This is a genomic window from Alkalidesulfovibrio alkalitolerans DSM 16529, from assembly GCF_000422245.1.
GTDB lineage: Bacteria > Desulfobacterota > Desulfovibrionia > Desulfovibrionales > Desulfovibrionaceae > Alkalidesulfovibrio > Alkalidesulfovibrio alkalitolerans.
Genome location: NZ_ATHI01000030.1, coordinates 16,000 through 31,289, shown reverse-complemented (window position 1 = coordinate 31,289; position 15,290 = coordinate 16,000). Strand labels below are relative to the sequence as shown.

14 protein-coding genes are annotated in these 15,290 nt (G+C 67.1%); 8 read left to right on the top strand and 6 right to left on the bottom strand.

Annotated features, from left to right (window positions below):
- Positions 1-70 precede the first annotated feature (70 nt).
- From DSAT_RS11970 to DSAT_RS11940, 7 genes are all read left to right on the top strand, one after another.
- On the top strand, positions 71-1,543 hold the full coding sequence (locus tag DSAT_RS11970; RefSeq protein WP_020887785.1) for a cobyrinic acid a,c-diamide synthase CobB: 1,473 nt from the start codon (positions 71-73) through the stop codon (positions 1,541-1,543).
- Complete coding sequence (locus DSAT_RS11965) at positions 1,540-2,658, top strand: cobalt-precorrin-5B (C(1))-methyltransferase (RefSeq protein ID WP_020887784.1); 1,119 nt, start codon at positions 1,540-1,542, stop codon at positions 2,656-2,658. The genes DSAT_RS11970 and DSAT_RS11965 overlap by 4 nt, the downstream gene beginning before the upstream one ends.
- Positions 2,655-3,860, top strand: coding sequence for a bifunctional cobalt-precorrin-7 (C(5))-methyltransferase/cobalt-precorrin-6B (C(15))-methyltransferase (locus DSAT_RS11960; protein ID WP_020887783.1), 1,206 nt, complete (start codon positions 2,655-2,657; stop codon positions 3,858-3,860). The genes DSAT_RS11965 and DSAT_RS11960 overlap by 4 nt, the downstream gene beginning before the upstream one ends.
- 274 nt (positions 3,861-4,134) lie before the next feature.
- Positions 4,135-4,542 (top strand): bacteriohemerythrin, encoded by a 408-nt coding sequence (locus tag DSAT_RS11955; protein WP_020887782.1) that lies wholly within the window; start codon positions 4,135-4,137, stop codon positions 4,540-4,542.
- A complete protein-coding gene (locus DSAT_RS11950; protein ID WP_020887781.1) occupies positions 4,542-4,943 on the top strand; it encodes a secondary thiamine-phosphate synthase enzyme YjbQ in 402 nt (133 codons plus the stop codon). Before DSAT_RS11955 ends, DSAT_RS11950 begins: the two co-directional genes overlap by 1 nt.
- Positions 4,944-5,031: 88 nt before the next feature.
- Positions 5,032-6,648, top strand: coding sequence for a glycosyltransferase family 2 protein (locus DSAT_RS11945; RefSeq protein WP_020887780.1), 1,617 nt, complete (start codon positions 5,032-5,034; stop codon positions 6,646-6,648).
- Positions 6,648-7,673 (top strand): glycosyltransferase family protein, encoded by a 1,026-nt coding sequence (locus DSAT_RS11940; RefSeq protein WP_020887779.1) that lies wholly within the window; start codon positions 6,648-6,650, stop codon positions 7,671-7,673. Before DSAT_RS11945 ends, DSAT_RS11940 begins: the two co-directional genes overlap by 1 nt.
- Positions 7,674-7,825: 152 nt before the next feature.
- Here DSAT_RS11940 and DSAT_RS11935 read toward each other — a convergent pair whose 3' ends face one another.
- The 4 genes from DSAT_RS11935 to DSAT_RS11925 form a co-directional block, all read right to left on the bottom strand.
- Entirely contained in the window at positions 7,826-9,274 is a 1,449-nt protein-coding gene (locus DSAT_RS11935; protein ID WP_020887778.1) for a TrkH family potassium uptake protein, read from the bottom strand.
- The gene (gene trkA / locus DSAT_RS11930) at positions 9,274-10,638 is read right to left on the bottom strand and encodes a Trk system potassium transporter TrkA (protein ID WP_020887777.1); all 1,365 of its coding nucleotides are present in this window, start codon (positions 10,636-10,638) and stop codon (positions 9,274-9,276) included. The genes DSAT_RS11935 and trkA overlap by 1 nt, the downstream gene beginning before the upstream one ends.
- A 232-nt stretch (positions 10,639-10,870) precedes the next feature.
- Entirely contained in the window at positions 10,871-11,032 is a 162-nt protein-coding gene (locus tag DSAT_RS15635) for a hypothetical protein (RefSeq protein ID WP_020887776.1), read from the bottom strand.
- Positions 11,033-11,568: 536 nt separating this feature from the next.
- Positions 11,569-11,916 (bottom strand): TraR/DksA family transcriptional regulator, encoded by a 348-nt coding sequence (locus tag DSAT_RS11925; RefSeq protein WP_020887775.1) that lies wholly within the window; start codon positions 11,914-11,916, stop codon positions 11,569-11,571.
- 169 nt (positions 11,917-12,085) lie between these two features.
- Between DSAT_RS11925 and DSAT_RS11920 the strand changes: the two genes are divergently transcribed.
- A complete protein-coding gene (locus DSAT_RS11920; protein ID WP_020887774.1) occupies positions 12,086-12,898 on the top strand; it encodes a transporter substrate-binding domain-containing protein in 813 nt (270 codons plus the stop codon).
- A 28-nt stretch (positions 12,899-12,926) separates the two neighbouring features.
- Here the strand turns inward: DSAT_RS11920 and DSAT_RS11915 are convergent, their stop codons facing one another.
- Positions 12,927-14,297 carry a dihydrolipoyl dehydrogenase family protein gene (locus DSAT_RS11915; protein WP_020887773.1) on the bottom strand — a complete coding sequence of 457 codons (1,371 nt, stop codon included), beginning with the start codon at positions 14,295-14,297 and terminating at the stop codon, positions 12,927-12,929.
- Between the two features lie 91 nt (positions 14,298-14,388).
- Positions 14,389-15,222: a 1,4-dihydroxy-6-naphtoate synthase gene (locus DSAT_RS11910; protein ID WP_020887772.1), complete on the bottom strand. Its 834-nt coding sequence runs from the start codon at positions 15,220-15,222 to the stop codon at positions 14,389-14,391.
- Positions 15,223-15,290: the final 68 nt, after the last annotated feature.

Below are 15,290 nucleotides of genomic sequence, written 5' to 3'. Positions count from 1 at the left end.
CGTCGGGACACGTGCAATCGGCATCATGTAGCCCTTCCCCCCGGCGCGGGTTTGGCCTATCCTGCCGGGCATGAAATCCCTGGTCGTGGCCGGAACGCGCAGCGGGTGCGGCAAGACGAGCGTGGCCGTGGGCCTGATGGCCGCGCTCGCGCGGCGCGGGCTTCGCGTCGCGCCCTTCAAGTGCGGCCCCGACTTCATCGACACGAGCCACCACGAACGCGCCTGCGGCCGCCCCTCCCACAACCTCGACGGTTGGATGTGCGGCCGCTTCAGCGTGGAGGACATCTTCGCGCGCCACGCGCAAGGGGCTGACGTCGCGGTCATCGAGGGCGTGATGGGGCTCTTCGACGGCTTCTCCGGTTCGTCCGAGGCGGGTAGCACGGCCGAGATCGCCAAATGGCTGCATGCGCCCGTGCTGCTCGTGGCCGATGCCTCGTCCATGGCCCGTTCCGTGGCGGCCATGGTCGGCGGCTACATCGATTTCGACCCCGAGGTGGCCTTCGCCGGGGTGCTCCTGAACCGCGTCGGCTCGGCCGCGCACGGCGAGATCGCGTCCGAGGCGCTGGCTGCGGCCGGGCTGAACCTCATCGGCATGCTGCCGCGCGCCGAGGAGATCGGCCTGCCCGCGCGCCACCTGGGCCTTTCCATGGGCCAGGAGACCGGCGAGGACATGTACGCCCGCCTCGCGGACTGGGTGGAGGCAGGAATCGACCTTGACGCCCTCCTGTCCGGCCTGCCGGAAATGGTCGTGCAGCCCGTGAACGAGAACAGGACGTGGAGCGCGGACGACGAGCACATCCCTGGACCGCTGTTCTTCGCGGACGACTCCGGCGAGAAACCACGCGCCGACGAGGAGCCGGACACCCCCGGCGCAGCCTCTGCCGCGCCTCTCTCACGGCGACCCAAGGCGCACGTCGCGCGCATCGCCGTGGCCCAGGACCAAGCCTTCTGCTTCTACTACCGCGAAAACCTGCGGCTGCTCGAAGATGCCGGAGCCGAGCTCGTCTTCTTCTCGCCCGTTAGCGACAAGAAGCTGCCCGAGGGCGCGGACGGCCTCTACCTGGGCGGCGGCTATCCCGAGCTTTCCGCCTTCGACCTCTCCAACAACGCCGGACTTCGGCGCGAGATCAAGCGCTTCGCCGAGGACGGACGCCCGGTCTACGCCGAATGCGGCGGCTTCATGTATCTCATGGAGTCGATCAGGGACGCGCGCGGCTCGACCTGCATGATGTCCGGCGTCTTCCCCTTGTCCGCGCGCATGGCCGAACGCTTCGCCGCGCTCGGCTACCGCCAGGTCACGACCACGCGCGACTGCATCCTGGGCCCGGCCGGAACCCTGGCGCGCGGCCACGAGTTCCACTACTCCGTGCTCCCGGACGAGGCCTACGACCTAGCCGGGCTCTATGCCGTGGAGGATCGCAAGGGCCCGCGCGAAAAGCCCGAGGGATTTGCCGCGCACAACGTAGTGGCCTCCTACATCCACCTGCACTTCTGCTCCAACCCCGCCCTGGCCCGCCACTTGGTGGAGGCCTGCGCTTCATGAGGCCGTCTCGCCGCGCGGGGCGCGACCTGCGCGAGGGGTTCACCACGGGCACGGCGGCCGCGGCCGCGGCCAAGGCCGCCACGCTTACGCTCCTCGGGCTTCGCGTCCCGGCCGTGCTCGACACGCCGCTGCCCGGCGGCGCGCGCCTGGACGTGCCCATCGAGGACGCAAAACCCGAGGAAACGCCCCTTGGCCCGGCTGCGCGCGGCCGCGTCGTCAAGGACGGCGGCGACGACCCCGACGCCACGCACATGGCCCTGATCGAGGCCTTGGTGCGGCTTTCGCCCGCGCCCGGGGTGCGCGTGGACGGCGGGCGGGGCGTCGGCCGCGTCACGCTGCCGGGCCTGCCCGTGGCCGTGGGCCAGGCGGCCATCAACCCCGCGCCGCGCGCCCAGATCGCGGCGGCCGTGCAAGAAGCCCTGGATGCGGCCGGGTACAGCGACGGGGCCGAAGCGCTCATCGAGGTTCCGGACGGCGAGACGATCGCCCGCCACACCCTGAACGCCCGGCTGGGTATCCTCGGCGGCATCTCCATCCTGGGCACGCGCGGCACGGTCAGGCCCTTCAGCCACGAGGACTGGGCCGCGAGCGTGGCCGCAGGCATGGACGTGGCCCGGGCCACGGGGCAGCGCGAGATCGGGCTTTGCACCGGCGGCCGTAGCGAGCGCCTGCTCAGGCGCGAACTGCCGCATCTGCCCGAGCAGTGTTTCGTGCAGGCCGCCGACCTCTTTGCCGCGTCCTGCCGCGCGGCCGCCGAGCGCGGCTTCTCGCGCCTGACCTGGGGACTGTTCATCGGCAAGCTGGTCAAGCAGGCCATGGGCCTTGCGAACACCCACGCCCGGAGCACGGCTACGGACTTCGCCTTCCTGGCCCGCGAAGCCCTGGCCGCAGGCGTCTCGCCCGGCGTGGCGAACGCCCTGCGCGAGGCCAATACCGCGATGCACGCCCTCTCGCTCTTGGCCGAAGACCCGGCCAGGCCCGCGCTGCTGCGCGCCCTTTGCCGCCGCGCGTCTGAAAACGCCCGGAATTTCGCGCAATGCGAGCTTGACACGCGCGCCATCCTGTTCGATTTCGACGGCACCGTCTTGGCGGATTCACGGGAGGATGTGCAATGATCGAGGTCGTGGGCCTGGGGCTTAATGCCGAACTGTTGTGCGGAGCCACGCGCGAGGCCATCGCGCGGGCCGAGGTGCTGGCCGGGGGCAAGCGTCAGTTGGCCGCCTTTCCCGAGGCGGGCGGCGAGCGGCTGGTCATCTCCGCGCCGGTCAAGGATTTCATCGCGGCCGTGAGCGAGCGCGCCGCAAAGGGCCTTCGCGTGGTGGTGCTGGCCGACGGCGACCCGCTCTTCTACGGCATCGGCCGCACCCTGGTGGAGACCATGGGCCGCGACGCCGTGCGCATCCATCCCGGCGTGACCACCCTGCAGACGGCGGCCGCGCGCATGGGCCTGCCTTGGCACGACATCCGCGCCGTGTCCCTGCACGGCCGCGCCGACCACGCGCCGCTCTTCGCGGCCATGACCTGGTACGAGCGCGTGGCCGTGTTCACCGACGAGGAGCACACGCCCGCGACCATCGCGACCGCGCTCTTGGAGCGCGGGGCCGACGCCTACGGCATGTGGGTCTTCGAGGATTTGGAGATGCCCTCGGAGCGCGTGGGGCTTTACACCCTGCAGCACGCGGCCACGGAGCGTTTCTCGCCCCTGAACATGGCCGTGCTTGAGCGCCGCCGCAAGGCCCCTCTTTCGCTTCGCCTGGGCATTCCGGACGAGGAACTGGCCCACGAGGCGGACATGATCACCAAATGGCCGGTGCGCGCCGTGGGTCTGGCCGCGCTCTCCATCGATCCCGAATCCGTGGTCTGGGACGTTGGCGCTGGCTCGGGCGCGGTCTCCGTGGAGGCTGCCGTGCTGGCCAGCGAGGGCCAGGTGGTGGCCGTGGAGCGCGACCCCGGCAGGCTCGCCATGCTGCGCGAGAACATTCGCCGCACGGGCGCGTGGTCCGTGCGCCCGGTGCTGGGCGAGGCCCCGGAGGTCTTCGGCCCGCTGCCCGACCCCGACCGCGTCTTTCTGGGCGGCGGCCTGGGCCAGGGCGAGGCAGTGCTGCGCGCCTGCTGCCAACGCCTGCGGCCCGGCGGCCGCATCACGGCTCATGCCGTGCTGCTCGAATCCCTGTCCCGCGCCCAGGCCGTGTTCGCGGACCTCGGCTGGCCCGCGGCCATCCAGCAGGTGCAGGTCAGCCAGTCCGAGACGCTGGGGCCTGGCCTCCGGCTCAAGGGGCACAACCCGGTCTTTGTCATCAGCGCGGCCAAACCTTAGCAGGCCGTCCCCAAAGCATCATCTGCCGCGTTACCGCGAAAATCCAGCCCTCGCGCATTTGTTCGCGTCAGTCTTGAACTTTTCGTACGCCTTGCATCTGGTGCATGTGTAACGGCCTGCGGAGCGATGGGGTGCGGCCTGTCGGTAGATCGCTCCGGCCAAAAGCCCGCGCCGAGGATTGCCCCGGACCGTGGCGGCTGCTAAAGTCGATTCCATGCGGACAGGCACTCGCATTCGCCGCCTGCCCCGAATCAGCCGCCGAAGGGGAGCATGCATGAGCGCAATTCGCTGGGACGACGGGATGTGCTTGGGCATCGAGCGCATCGACGAACAGCACAAAAAGCTCACCGGACTGATCAACGAACTCTACGTGGCTTTCACCGCAGGCCGGGACAGGGACATCCTCTCGCGGCTCATCCGGGAAATCTCGGACTACTGCCTCTACCACTTCTCCGACGAGGAGCGGCTGATGGCCGAGGCCGGTTATCCCGACACGGAGCACCACACGGCCCAGCACCGGACCTTCGTGCACAAAACCGTGGATTTCCTCGTGGACGCGGCCGACGGCAAGGAAGACCTCTCCCTGGAAGTGCTCGACTTCCTGACCGATTGGTGGATCGGCCACATCCAGGGCACGGACGTGCGCCTGGGTGAATACCTCAAGACCCAGGGGCTTTCCTGATGTATTCATTCAGCGTAGCCACCACGGCGCGCGAGCAGATGGCGGACATTACCCGCGAGGCGGCCGCAGCCCTGGCCGCGCTGGGGGGACGAAATGGCGCGCTCCTGCTCTTTTCGCCCCACACCACCTGCGGCCTGACCATCAACGAGGGAGCGGACCCCTCGGTGCAGCGCGACATGATCGTGGCGCTCAAGCGCCTCATCCCGCTGCACGGCGACTACCTGCACGCCGAGGGCAACTCCGACGCGCACCTGAAGACCACCCTGACCGGAACCTCCCTGCTCGTGATCGTGGAGGACGGCGCGATCAAGCTCGGCACATGGCAGCGCATCTTCCTGTGCGAGTACGACGGCCCGCGCAGGCGCACAGTCTGGGCGCAGTTCCTGCCCGCGCAGGACTGAGCGTTCCCGGGCCGCCATACGGCGGCTGGCATCGATCCTGCAAATCACGGCCTGTTCGCGACCTTTTACCGCACGAAAGGACGTTTTCATGGCCGCACACACCACGCAGCAGGCCGCCACGGGCCTGCGCAGCGAACTCGACTGCCTGCCGGTCGAGGGCGCCTGCGCGTACTATCTCAACTATCTCAACAATTTCCAGGCCGACCTGCCCCTGGCCGTCAATTTTTTCAACCGCATGCTCGGCGAAGCCAAAATCCCGACCCAGAGCCGAGCCAAGAAGCTTCTTGACCATGCCCTGCTCACGGCCGCGCGGCTCGCGCCCTTCGACCCGGCGATCCTGAACCTGGCCGCACAGTCCGGGCTTTCGCCCGATGCGGCCAGAACGCTTTCCGTGGTCACGGCCACCAACGCCGAGCCCGCGATCCAGGAAGCCCTGGCCAAGGGCTCCATGCGCCACCAGGGCGAGGAGATCAGACGAGCCGCCACGGCCCTCTTGCACAAGCATCCCATGTACGTGCTCGCGGCCGACCTGCTGCTGTCCCTCGACTTCTTCGAGGGCAAGCGGCCGGGCGAGGTGACGCGCCTCTTCAGGTGCCCCACGCAGCTCAAGCCTCTGTGGACCAAGCGGCTCTTCAACCATCTGGCGGGCCTTGGCGACGCGGCTGCCGCCGCCCTCCTGTGGCCCGAAGTCGAGCCCCTGGCCGACGACCCATTCACTCTCAACCGCGCAGCCGAGATGCTGCGCATGCAGGGCGACGCCGAGGGCGCGCGCGAACTCTACGCCAAGTCGCTGGCCCTGGACGGATTGCAACGGCCTGTCAGGCTCAGGCTGGCCGAGCTGGCCGCGCCCTTCACGCCCGACCGCTCCCTGCCCGGCCAAAAGAAGGTCTGCATCTATCTCTACAGTTACAACAAGGCCGAGGTACTGGCGGAGACCCTGCAAAGCCTGGCCAGATGCGACATCGCCGACGCCCGCGTGAAGCTGCTCCTGAACGGCTGCACCGACGATAGCCAGAGCGTGGCCGCACGGCTGGCCGAGCTTTTGCCCCACAACCACACCGAGGTCATCGAACTGCCGGTGAACATCGGCGCGCCAGCGGCCCGCAACTGGCTCATCAGCCACGAGGACACCTGGGCCTCGGACTACGTGGCCTTCCTCGACGACGACGTGGATTTGCAGCCCGACTGGCTGGCCCACTTCCTGACCGTGGCCGAGGCCGACGAGCGCATCGCCAACGTCGGCTGCAAGGTGGTCTTTCCCGGCGAGTTCCGGCTGCTGCAGTATCTCTACCGCGACGTGAGCATCGCCACGGACGAGGTCATCCGCGTCAGCCTGCCCGTGCCCTTCATGCAATACGACATCGGGCTGTACGACGTGGTCAGGCCCACGCGCGTGGTCATGGGCTGCCAGCACATGATGCGCGTCAGCGCGCTGCGCGAATGTCCCTGGTTCGACATCCGCTACTCGCCCTCGCAGATCGACGACACGGACCACGACCTGCAATTCGGCCTCAAGGGCCATCGCGTGGGCTACTGCGGCACCGTGACCTGCGTGCACAAGCACGGCTCGGGGGTTTCGCTGCGTAGCGAAGCGGACTTCGCGCGCCAGGGCAACGTGGCGGGCAACGACCTGAAGTTCTTCTACAAATTCTACACGGCGCGGCGCGAGTTGGCCAAGCTCGACAGCCTGAGCCTGAATTCCTGATGACCGCGCGCAGGGCAGACGGCAAGCGGCCCGTCATCGCCTGGGTCGGCTGGATGTTCTTCTGGCACGGCGTGATCGAGGAAGGCTTCAAGCCCCGCTCCGTGCCGCTTGAAGCGGGCGAGACCCTCTCTTACGAGGATATCGTCCGGCGCTGCGGCGAGGAGCCCGACATGGTGCTCTACCTGGACCGCAGCCTGCCGCCGCCGCTCATCGGCCTCGAATCCTTCCCCTGCCCCACCTGCTTCTACTGCGTGGACAGCCACATCCACTCCTGGTACCCCGCCTACGCCCAGGCCTTCGACCTGTGCGCCGTGAGCCTGCGCGACCACATGCCGCGCTTTTTGGGGCGGCTTGGCACGGAACAGATATTCTGGCTGCCGCCCTCGATGAAGGAGCCCGAAAAGACGCCGCCCGCGCCCGAGAGCGCCAAAGAGCGCGATCTGCTCTTCGTGGGCAACGTGAACCCCGAGACCATGCCCGGCCGGGTGCGCTTCCTGGCCGAGGTCAAGGAACGGCTGCCCGGGCTGGTGGTCATGCAGGGCGACTATCGGGCACTCTTTCCCACGGCGCGGCTGGTCCTGAACATCGCCGAGCGCGGTGATCTCAACTTCCGCGTCGTGGAGGCACTGGGCACGGGGTCATGCCTCGTGACCCCCGAGGTGGGGCACGGCCTGACCGACCTCTTCAGGCCGGGCGAGCATCTCTTCACCTATCCGCCGGGGGACGCCGACGCCCTTGCGGCGCTCGTGGCGAAGCTCTTGCCCGACGCGACGCGGCGCGAGCGGGTGGCCAGGGCCGGACACGCGCGCGTGGTCGAGCGCCACAGCCACGTGGCGCGCGGCCGCGACTTCGGCCGCTGGCTCTTGGCGCAACCGCTGGCCGATCTGGTGGCCCGGCGTCTGGCCGCGCGGCGGAGTATCCACGGCGAATTCCTGCGGCCCCTGTACCTGCACTGGGCCGAGGTCCTTTCCGGCACGCCGCTGGCCTTGCGCTACCTCGCGGCCGCCAAGGCACGACCCGCCTGACAAAGCGTTGAGAAGCCGCATTTCCCAAACCGTTCCAAAGCCTCCAGATATAAGGCGCAAAAAGAATCCAGGCCCGACGCGTATCAAGACATACGCGAGGGCTTGGACTCTTCGCGGCAACGCCGCAGGTGGTGGTTTTGGGGTGGTCTGGGCTATTTTCTCCAGAATTCAGGCACAAGCAGGATGATGATGGTGAAAACTTCGAGCCTGCCAAGGACCATGAGTCCCATGAGCGACCACTTGGCGGCGTCCGGCAGGAAGGCGTAGTTCTCGGCCGGACCGACCAGCCCGAAACCGGGGCCGATGTTGCCCATGCAGGCGATGGACGCACCGATGCTCGTGAGCACGTCCACGCCCGAAAGCGCCACGAGCAGCGTCCCCACGACGAACAGCGCCAGCCACAACACGAAGAAGCCCCACACGCCCGAGAGCACGTCCTCGGGCACCACCCGCCCGCCCAGCTTGACCTGGTAGACTCCGTGCGGGTGGATCAGGCGCTTTATCTCGCGTAGCGCGGCCTTGCCCATGACCAGGAAGCGCATGACCTTGATGCCGCCGGACGTGGATCCGGCCGAGCCGCCCACGAACATGAAGAGCAGCAGCACTACCTGGGCGAGCGGCGCCCACAACTCGTAGTCCGCTGTGGCGAAACCCGTGGTGGTCAGGATGGATGCCGCTTGAAAGGCCGCGTGGCGAGCCGCCTCCTCCACCCCCGCATAGGACGCGCCGTAAATGCATGCGACGATGACGACGAAGCCGAGGCTGAAAATGGCGAAGAAGGCGCGGCACTCCGGGTCGCGCCAGGCCGGGCCGGGCCGCCCCGTGAAAAGCCGGTAGTGCAAGGCGAAGTTCATGCCCGCGAGCAGCATGAACAGGGTGCAAACGTACTGCGCCATTGGCGAAAACGCCCCGAGCGAGGCGTTGCGCGTGGAGAAGCCGCCCGTGGCCATGGTGGCGAATGTGTGGCACAGGGCGTCGAAGATATCCATGCCCGAGACGAGCAGCAGCGCGGCCTGGGCGGCCGAAAGCAGCACATAGACCTTCCACAGCGTCAGGGCCGTGTCCTTGATGCGGGGTTTGAGCTTGTCCGGAGTGGGGCCGGGCACCTCGGCCTTGTAAAGCTGCATGCCGCCAACGCCGAGAAACGGCAGGATGGCCAGGGAAAGCACGATGATGCCCATGCCGCCCAGCCAATGCGTCAGGGCGCGCCAGAACAAAAGGCCTTTCGACACGGCCTCGATGTCCGTGAGGATGGAGGCCCCGGTGGTGGTGAAGCCGGAGAAGGACTCGAAGGCGCTGTTGGTCAGCCCCCCGAACTGGCCTGAAAAATAGAACGGCAGCGCGCCGAAGAGCCCGGCCGCCATCCAGGTCAGGGCGGTCACGGCCATGCCTTCACGATGGTTCATGGACGCACCCGAGGCGGCACGGCGAAAGAAAAGGGTCAACGCACCGCCGAAGGCGGCGGTGACCGCGAAGCCCTCGCCCAGGGGCACGAGATCCTCGCCTCCATAAAGCCAGGAGACAAGCAGCGCAGGCAGCATGCAAAGCCCCACGCACAGGGTCAGCGCCCCGGCCACGAAGAGCACCATGCCCAAGCGCATCAGAAATGCTCCAGCCTGACCATGAGCGACTTCTCCACGGTCTGCACGGCCTCGCGCGCGCTCAGGATGATCACGCGATCCTTGGGCTTGACGACGAAATCGCCTGTGGGAACCCGCACCTCGTCGCCTCTCATGACGCACAGGATCAGCGCTCCGCGCGGAAAATCCAGATCCTTGATGGGTCTGTCCACGATGGCCGAATGCTCGAGCGCGATGGCCTCCATGATCTCGGCCTCGTCGCCCTGCAGCAAGGCCGTGGAGATGACCTTGCCGCGCCTGATGGCGTGCAGGATGGAGTTGATGGCCGAAAGCCGCGTGCTGACCACGTTGTCCAGCCCGATGGCCTGGATGAGGGGCACGTAGGCGAACTTGTTGACCCGGGCGATGGCCCGGCGTGCGCCCATGGACTTGGCCAGAAGGCAGGTCAGGACGTTGGTCTCGTCGTCGCCGGTGAGAGCGACGACCATGTCCATGGCCGAAGCGTTCTCCTCGCGCAGAAGATCCTGGTCCGTGCCGTCGCCGCACAGCACCGTCGTGTTGTCGAGTTGCGCCGAGAGAAGCTCGCACCGCTCGGCCGAAGTCTCGATGAGCTTGACGCGGTAGCGCTCCTTCTCCAGGGCGCGGCACAGACGAAGCCCGATGGCCCCGCCGCCCACGACGAGAATGTTGCGCGCGGCCTTTTGCTGCTTGCCGAAACGCTCCATGGCCTTTTGCCTGTCGTGCGTGGCGCAGGCGAAATAGACCAGATCGCCGTCGTTGATGACGTCGCGGCCCGTGGGCACGATGAGCTCCGATCCGCGCACGATGGCCCCGACGATGAGATCCACCCCGCCAAGCACCGAACGGACCTCGGTCAGCTTCAGACCGCTAAGGACGCTGCCCGGCGTGGCCCTGACGCCGACCATAGAGATGCGGCCATCCGCGAACTCGTTGACCTCGCGCGCGCCGGGCAGCCTCACGAGGTTCAGGACGGTCTTCACCGTCTCCACCTCGGGATTGATGACCATGCTGATGTTCAAGATGTCGCGCGCCAGGGCGTCCTGAAACTCGGTGTACTCCTCGTTTCGGATGCGGGCCACCTTGGTGATCTGTGGAGCCAGGGCGCGGGCGAAGAGGCAGGACATGATGTTGGCGTCGTCGGAGTCGGTGACGGCCAGGAGGATGTCCGCACCCTTGATGCCCGCCTCGATGAGCACCTTCGGGCTCGATCCTGAACCGAGGATAGTCTGGGCGTCGAGGTGCTCGGACACGCGGCGAAGCGCCTCGGGGTTCTTGTCCACGACCACGACTTCCTTGTCTTCCCTGCTCAAGCGACGGGCGATGTGAAAGCCCACCTCGCCCGCGCCGACGATGACGATGCGCATGCACACTCCTTGTCGTGCGGGGTGCTTTGCGGCCCCGAACAGGGTACGTCCTTATGCTTTTGGGAAAGGCGCGTAAAGAGCTTGGCAACGGCGCTCGCGCCACGAGGAGAGTAAGGAAAAAAACAAGGCGGCGCGAACCCTTTCTGGTTCCGCGCCGCCGCTGAGGTGGGAGCAGCCCTTCCGGCGCCGGGACGAGATTCCCGTGCGCCGCTTGGGGCCGGACCAAAACCGGCTACTTGCGGGTCAGTTCACCCGTCAGGTAGCGGTTCTGGCGGATGGTGTCCGTGGCCAGCCGCGAGATCATGGCCGCACGGTCGTTCTGCTTTCTGGCCTGATCCATCAGCAGTTCGCCCGCAGCCTTCTCCGCCTGTGTGCGCTTGGCGTTCTCAGACATGGCGATCCTCCCGTGTGCGTGGATTCGTTCGGGCAGAGCCCGAGCGTCTGCGCAATTGGTAACATAATTTACTTGACTGTCAAGTGAAGAATGCGTGACAGCCTAGCATATGATCATGGATTAGCCGCAATTCCCTTGCCACGCAATGCCCCCTGCCGCATACCCTCGCGAGGTAGCCAGAACAAGCTGCGGCGACAAGGCGCTTGGGCCGAATCATTATTCGCCCACATGTCTCCCCTGCCGCCGACTGATCGCAGGCAAGGCAAAAAACCAGAAATGAAAAAATGTTGCTGGCAAAAAAAACACATTGACAGCATGCATTAACTTTAATGCAAAAATTGACAATAAGTATGCCGGGGGGAAAAGCTAGGGAGGGAGGAAACGTAAAAGAAGTATCCATAGCGCGAGAACAGCCGTCTTACGTCGGCCGCACGGCCGACGCGCGCCTACCGCGAGGGCGTTCTCACCCCCCGACCTTCGACCTTCGGGACGGCCGGGTTCGCTACGCGCGAAGCCCGCTGCGGCCCGGCAGCCTGTCAGATGGCGTGCGCCATACCCTTTTCGCACTCGGCCTGGCAGCGCACGCAAAGAAGCGCCGTGGGCCTGGCCATCAGGCGAGCAAGGCCGATGTCTTCGCCGCACTCGTCGCACTGGCCGAAATCAAAGGAGTCGATGCGTGTCAGCGCCTCCTTGATTTCTCGAATCTGCCTCGCCTCGCGCTCGCGCAGGGCCACGTTCAGGGTCTGCTCCGAAAGACGCGAGGCGTACTCGTTCTCGTCGGCGCAGGTCTCGGCCGTGACCTCGCGCAGGGGCGAAACAGCGAGGAGTTCCTCGAGGCGTTCCAGGAGGTGGGCCTTGATGACTGACTTCTGGTCGTGTGTCATGGCTTTTCATCCTTTGGCCGCGCATGGCGCGACAAGCTTTTTCATGCTTTTCGCTTCTGCCCTGCGTGTGTTACGTTTTCAAGACCGGCAAAGGGATTTTTTTGCGACCCGTATTGGGCTCTCCCCTCTGGCGGACGTTCATGGTAAACAACTCCCACGGAGGACATCCATGCGCCAATCGACGTGCCTGCGGCGGCTTCTTGTCGCGGGCATCGCCCTCTTGTGGATTTTCGCTCTCTCTCCGGCCGTTCGCGCCGAAGAGAAGACGATTATTTTCGCCTTCGACCCCGCCTACCCGCCCTACACCTTCATGGACGGCGCACAGCCCTCGGGTTTCGCTCTGGATGTGCTCATCGACGCCCTGGCGGGCTCGAGCTTCCGCATCGTGTCTGTCCCCGCGCAGTGGGAATCGGTGCAGCGCATGGTGGCTCTGGGCGTGGCCGACATGACGGCGGGCATGGCCCGCACTCCCGAGCGAGAGGCCGTTTACGCCTTCAGCCGCCTGCCTTTCGCCGCCTTTCGGGTCGTGCTTCTGGCCGCGTCCGACATCGCGGACGATCCGCACGGGCCGTCGGGACTCCACGATCTGCAAGGGAAGGCCGTGGCCACGCAACGCGGTTCGCTCTACGAATCCATCCTGCGCGAGCGAGGCCACACGCCCATCGAGTTGTACGAAACGGAGGCGCTGGCGCTTGCGGCCATGCTGCGCGGCGAGGCGGACGCATTCTGCGGCACGGACTCCACAGCCTGGCTGAACCTCGCGCCGCAAGAGCGCGAGCGCGTCCGCCAGATCGGCGGCCCGCTGCACCAAGGGGCGCTGTACTTCGCCCTCGCTCCGGGCCGCGCAGAGCTTCTCCATGCCCTGGATCAGGGCATGGAGCGGGCCATGTCCGACGGTGCGTACGTGCGCATCTTCACGCAATGGTTCGGATCGCCGCCCGGAGAGGATCTGGCCCGCCTCCTGCCCGGCGCGGGCCACTAACGGCAGATGGGGCTTTTTGGACGGCCTGCTAGACCATTGAGCGGATATAATAACCCAGCGTAGGATAGGCGAAGGGCATGACGCGCAGTTCGCGCGCCGGGATGCCCTGCCGCACGGCCAGCGCCAGGATGTTGGCGATCTCGTCCGCGCCGTGCCCGGCCACATGCGCGCCCAGGATCAGCCCGCCGCCGGGCTCCGTGAGCACCTTGGCGGCGGCGTGCCCCTGGCCCAGCCGCTTCCACGAGAAGCTGGCCGCAAGGTCGGTCTCCTTCTTCTCGAAATCCACCCCGCGCGCGACAAGTTCCTCCTCAAGTGCGCCCACGGCGCAGATGGGCGGCAGGCAGAAGCAGACGCGTGGCACGCCGTGCGCGTCCATGGTCTTTTCGTCACCGTGCAAAATGTTGTGGGCCGCGATCCTGCCCTCCAAGTCCGCCGTGGGGGTCAGGGCGAAAGGCTGGGTCGTGCAGTCGCCCACGGCAAAGATGCGCGGATTGGAAACGGAACGCATGTGCGGCGTGACCCGCACGCCCTTCTCGTCCGCCTCGACTCCGGCTCTGTCGAGGCCAAGGCCCTGCACGGCCGCCACGCGGCCCGCGCCGTGCACGACCAGGTCGCAGCGAAGGACCTTCTCGTCGCTCGCGCCTGCGCGGACCACGAGTTCCCCGTTCTCGCGGCTCACGGAGCGAAGCGGCGCGTCGAGCACGACCTCGACGCCCGTTGCTCGCATCCCGGCCGCGGCGACCATCGCCATGTCGGGATCGAAACCGCGTAGCGGCCGCGCGCTTCTGTGCACGATGGCGGTCATGGCCCCGGCGGCCCGGGCCACGCTGGCGAACTCGAAGGAGATGTAGCCGCCGCCGATGAAGACGACGCGGCCGGGCATCTCGGCCAGGGCCAAAAAATCGTCGGACGCGGCGATCAACTCCTCGCCGGGCACGTCCAGGCGGCGCGGCCGCTGTCCCACGGCCACGACCGCGTGGCCAAAGCCGAGCGTTCGGCCTTCGCCCTCGCCGGAGACGATCGTCACGCTGTCTGGGTCGGCGAACACGGCGCGGCCCTGAATCGTCTCGATGTCCAGGGATGCGTAGGCCTTGCGGATGGACTCGGCCTTGCCCGCGACAAAGGTGTCGCGAAAGCGCGCCAGATCGGGAAAGGAGAGCTTTGGCGGCGCGAGCACGCCCTTGTCGCGAAGGCCCAAGGCCAGATGCGCGGCCTCGGCCGGGCCGAGCACGGCCTTCTTGGGGTTGCAGCCGCGCAGGGGGCAGGTGCCGCCGAAGCCGTAGTCCTCGATCAGGGCGACGGATTTCTTGGCCTTGGCCAGGGCGGCGGCCGCCGCACCTCCGCCGGGCCCCGCGCCCAGCACCACGATGTCGAAATGTTCGCGCGCGCCCTGCACCATGTCTCCTCCCTTATGTCATTGGGAGCCATCATACAGGATACGCCCGAAAACAAAACCCCGTTCAGACCGGAAAATGCAAACCGCGCGCGGCTCACGGGGCGATGACGCCTTGCGGCGTCTCTCGCCCTTGCTGCAGGAATGCCTCGGCGAGCAGCGCCAGCACGGCACGCTCACCCGCCTCGCCCAGATTAAGGGAGTAGTCGGTGACGAAGGTCTCGATGTGCGCGGCCACCACCTCGGGTGCCAGTTCCTGAGCGTGGCGGGCCACGAACGCGGCCGAATCCGCCGGATGCGCCCGCGCGTGCTCCAGGCTTCGCCGGATGCCCGCCTGCATGCGGCCGATGGTCTCGGCCCCGAGCGATCGTTTGGCCACGATCACGCCAAGCGGCAGCGGCACGCCAAAGGCCTGCTCCCACCACGCGCCCAGGTCCATGACCTTGTGCAGGCCGCGCTTGGCGTAGGTGAAGCGGCCCTCGTGGATGACCACGCCCGCCGGGACCTCGTTTGAGGCGACCGCGTCGAGCACCAGATCGTAGCGCATGGGCAGGCGGGGACCGAGAAAAAGGCCTGTCAGGGTCAAGAGCAGGTTGGCCGTGGTCATGAGTCCGGGCACCGCGATGGGCGCGCTGGAAAGCTCGCCCGGCAAGGCATGGCCGCCCGAGACGAGGACGGGGCCCACACCGTGGCCAAGCGCGGCTCCCGCGCGCAGGATGACGTATTCGTCGGCGCAGTCGGGATAGGCCGCGAGGCTGATCTTGACGACGTCGGCCTCGCCCTGGCGCGCCATGGCGTTCAGGCGGTCCACGTCGTGCAGTTCGGGCGAGAGCGGCGGGCATGCGTCGGCGTTCAGGCGACCGTGGATCAGGGCGTCGAAGATGAAGGTGTCGTTGGGACACGGCGAGATGGCGAGAGAGAGCGTGCGCATCGGTCCTCCAGGGGGTTCAGTAGCCCCATGGAGCTTCGTTGACAAGCCGCGCGGCCGGGTCTAGGTTC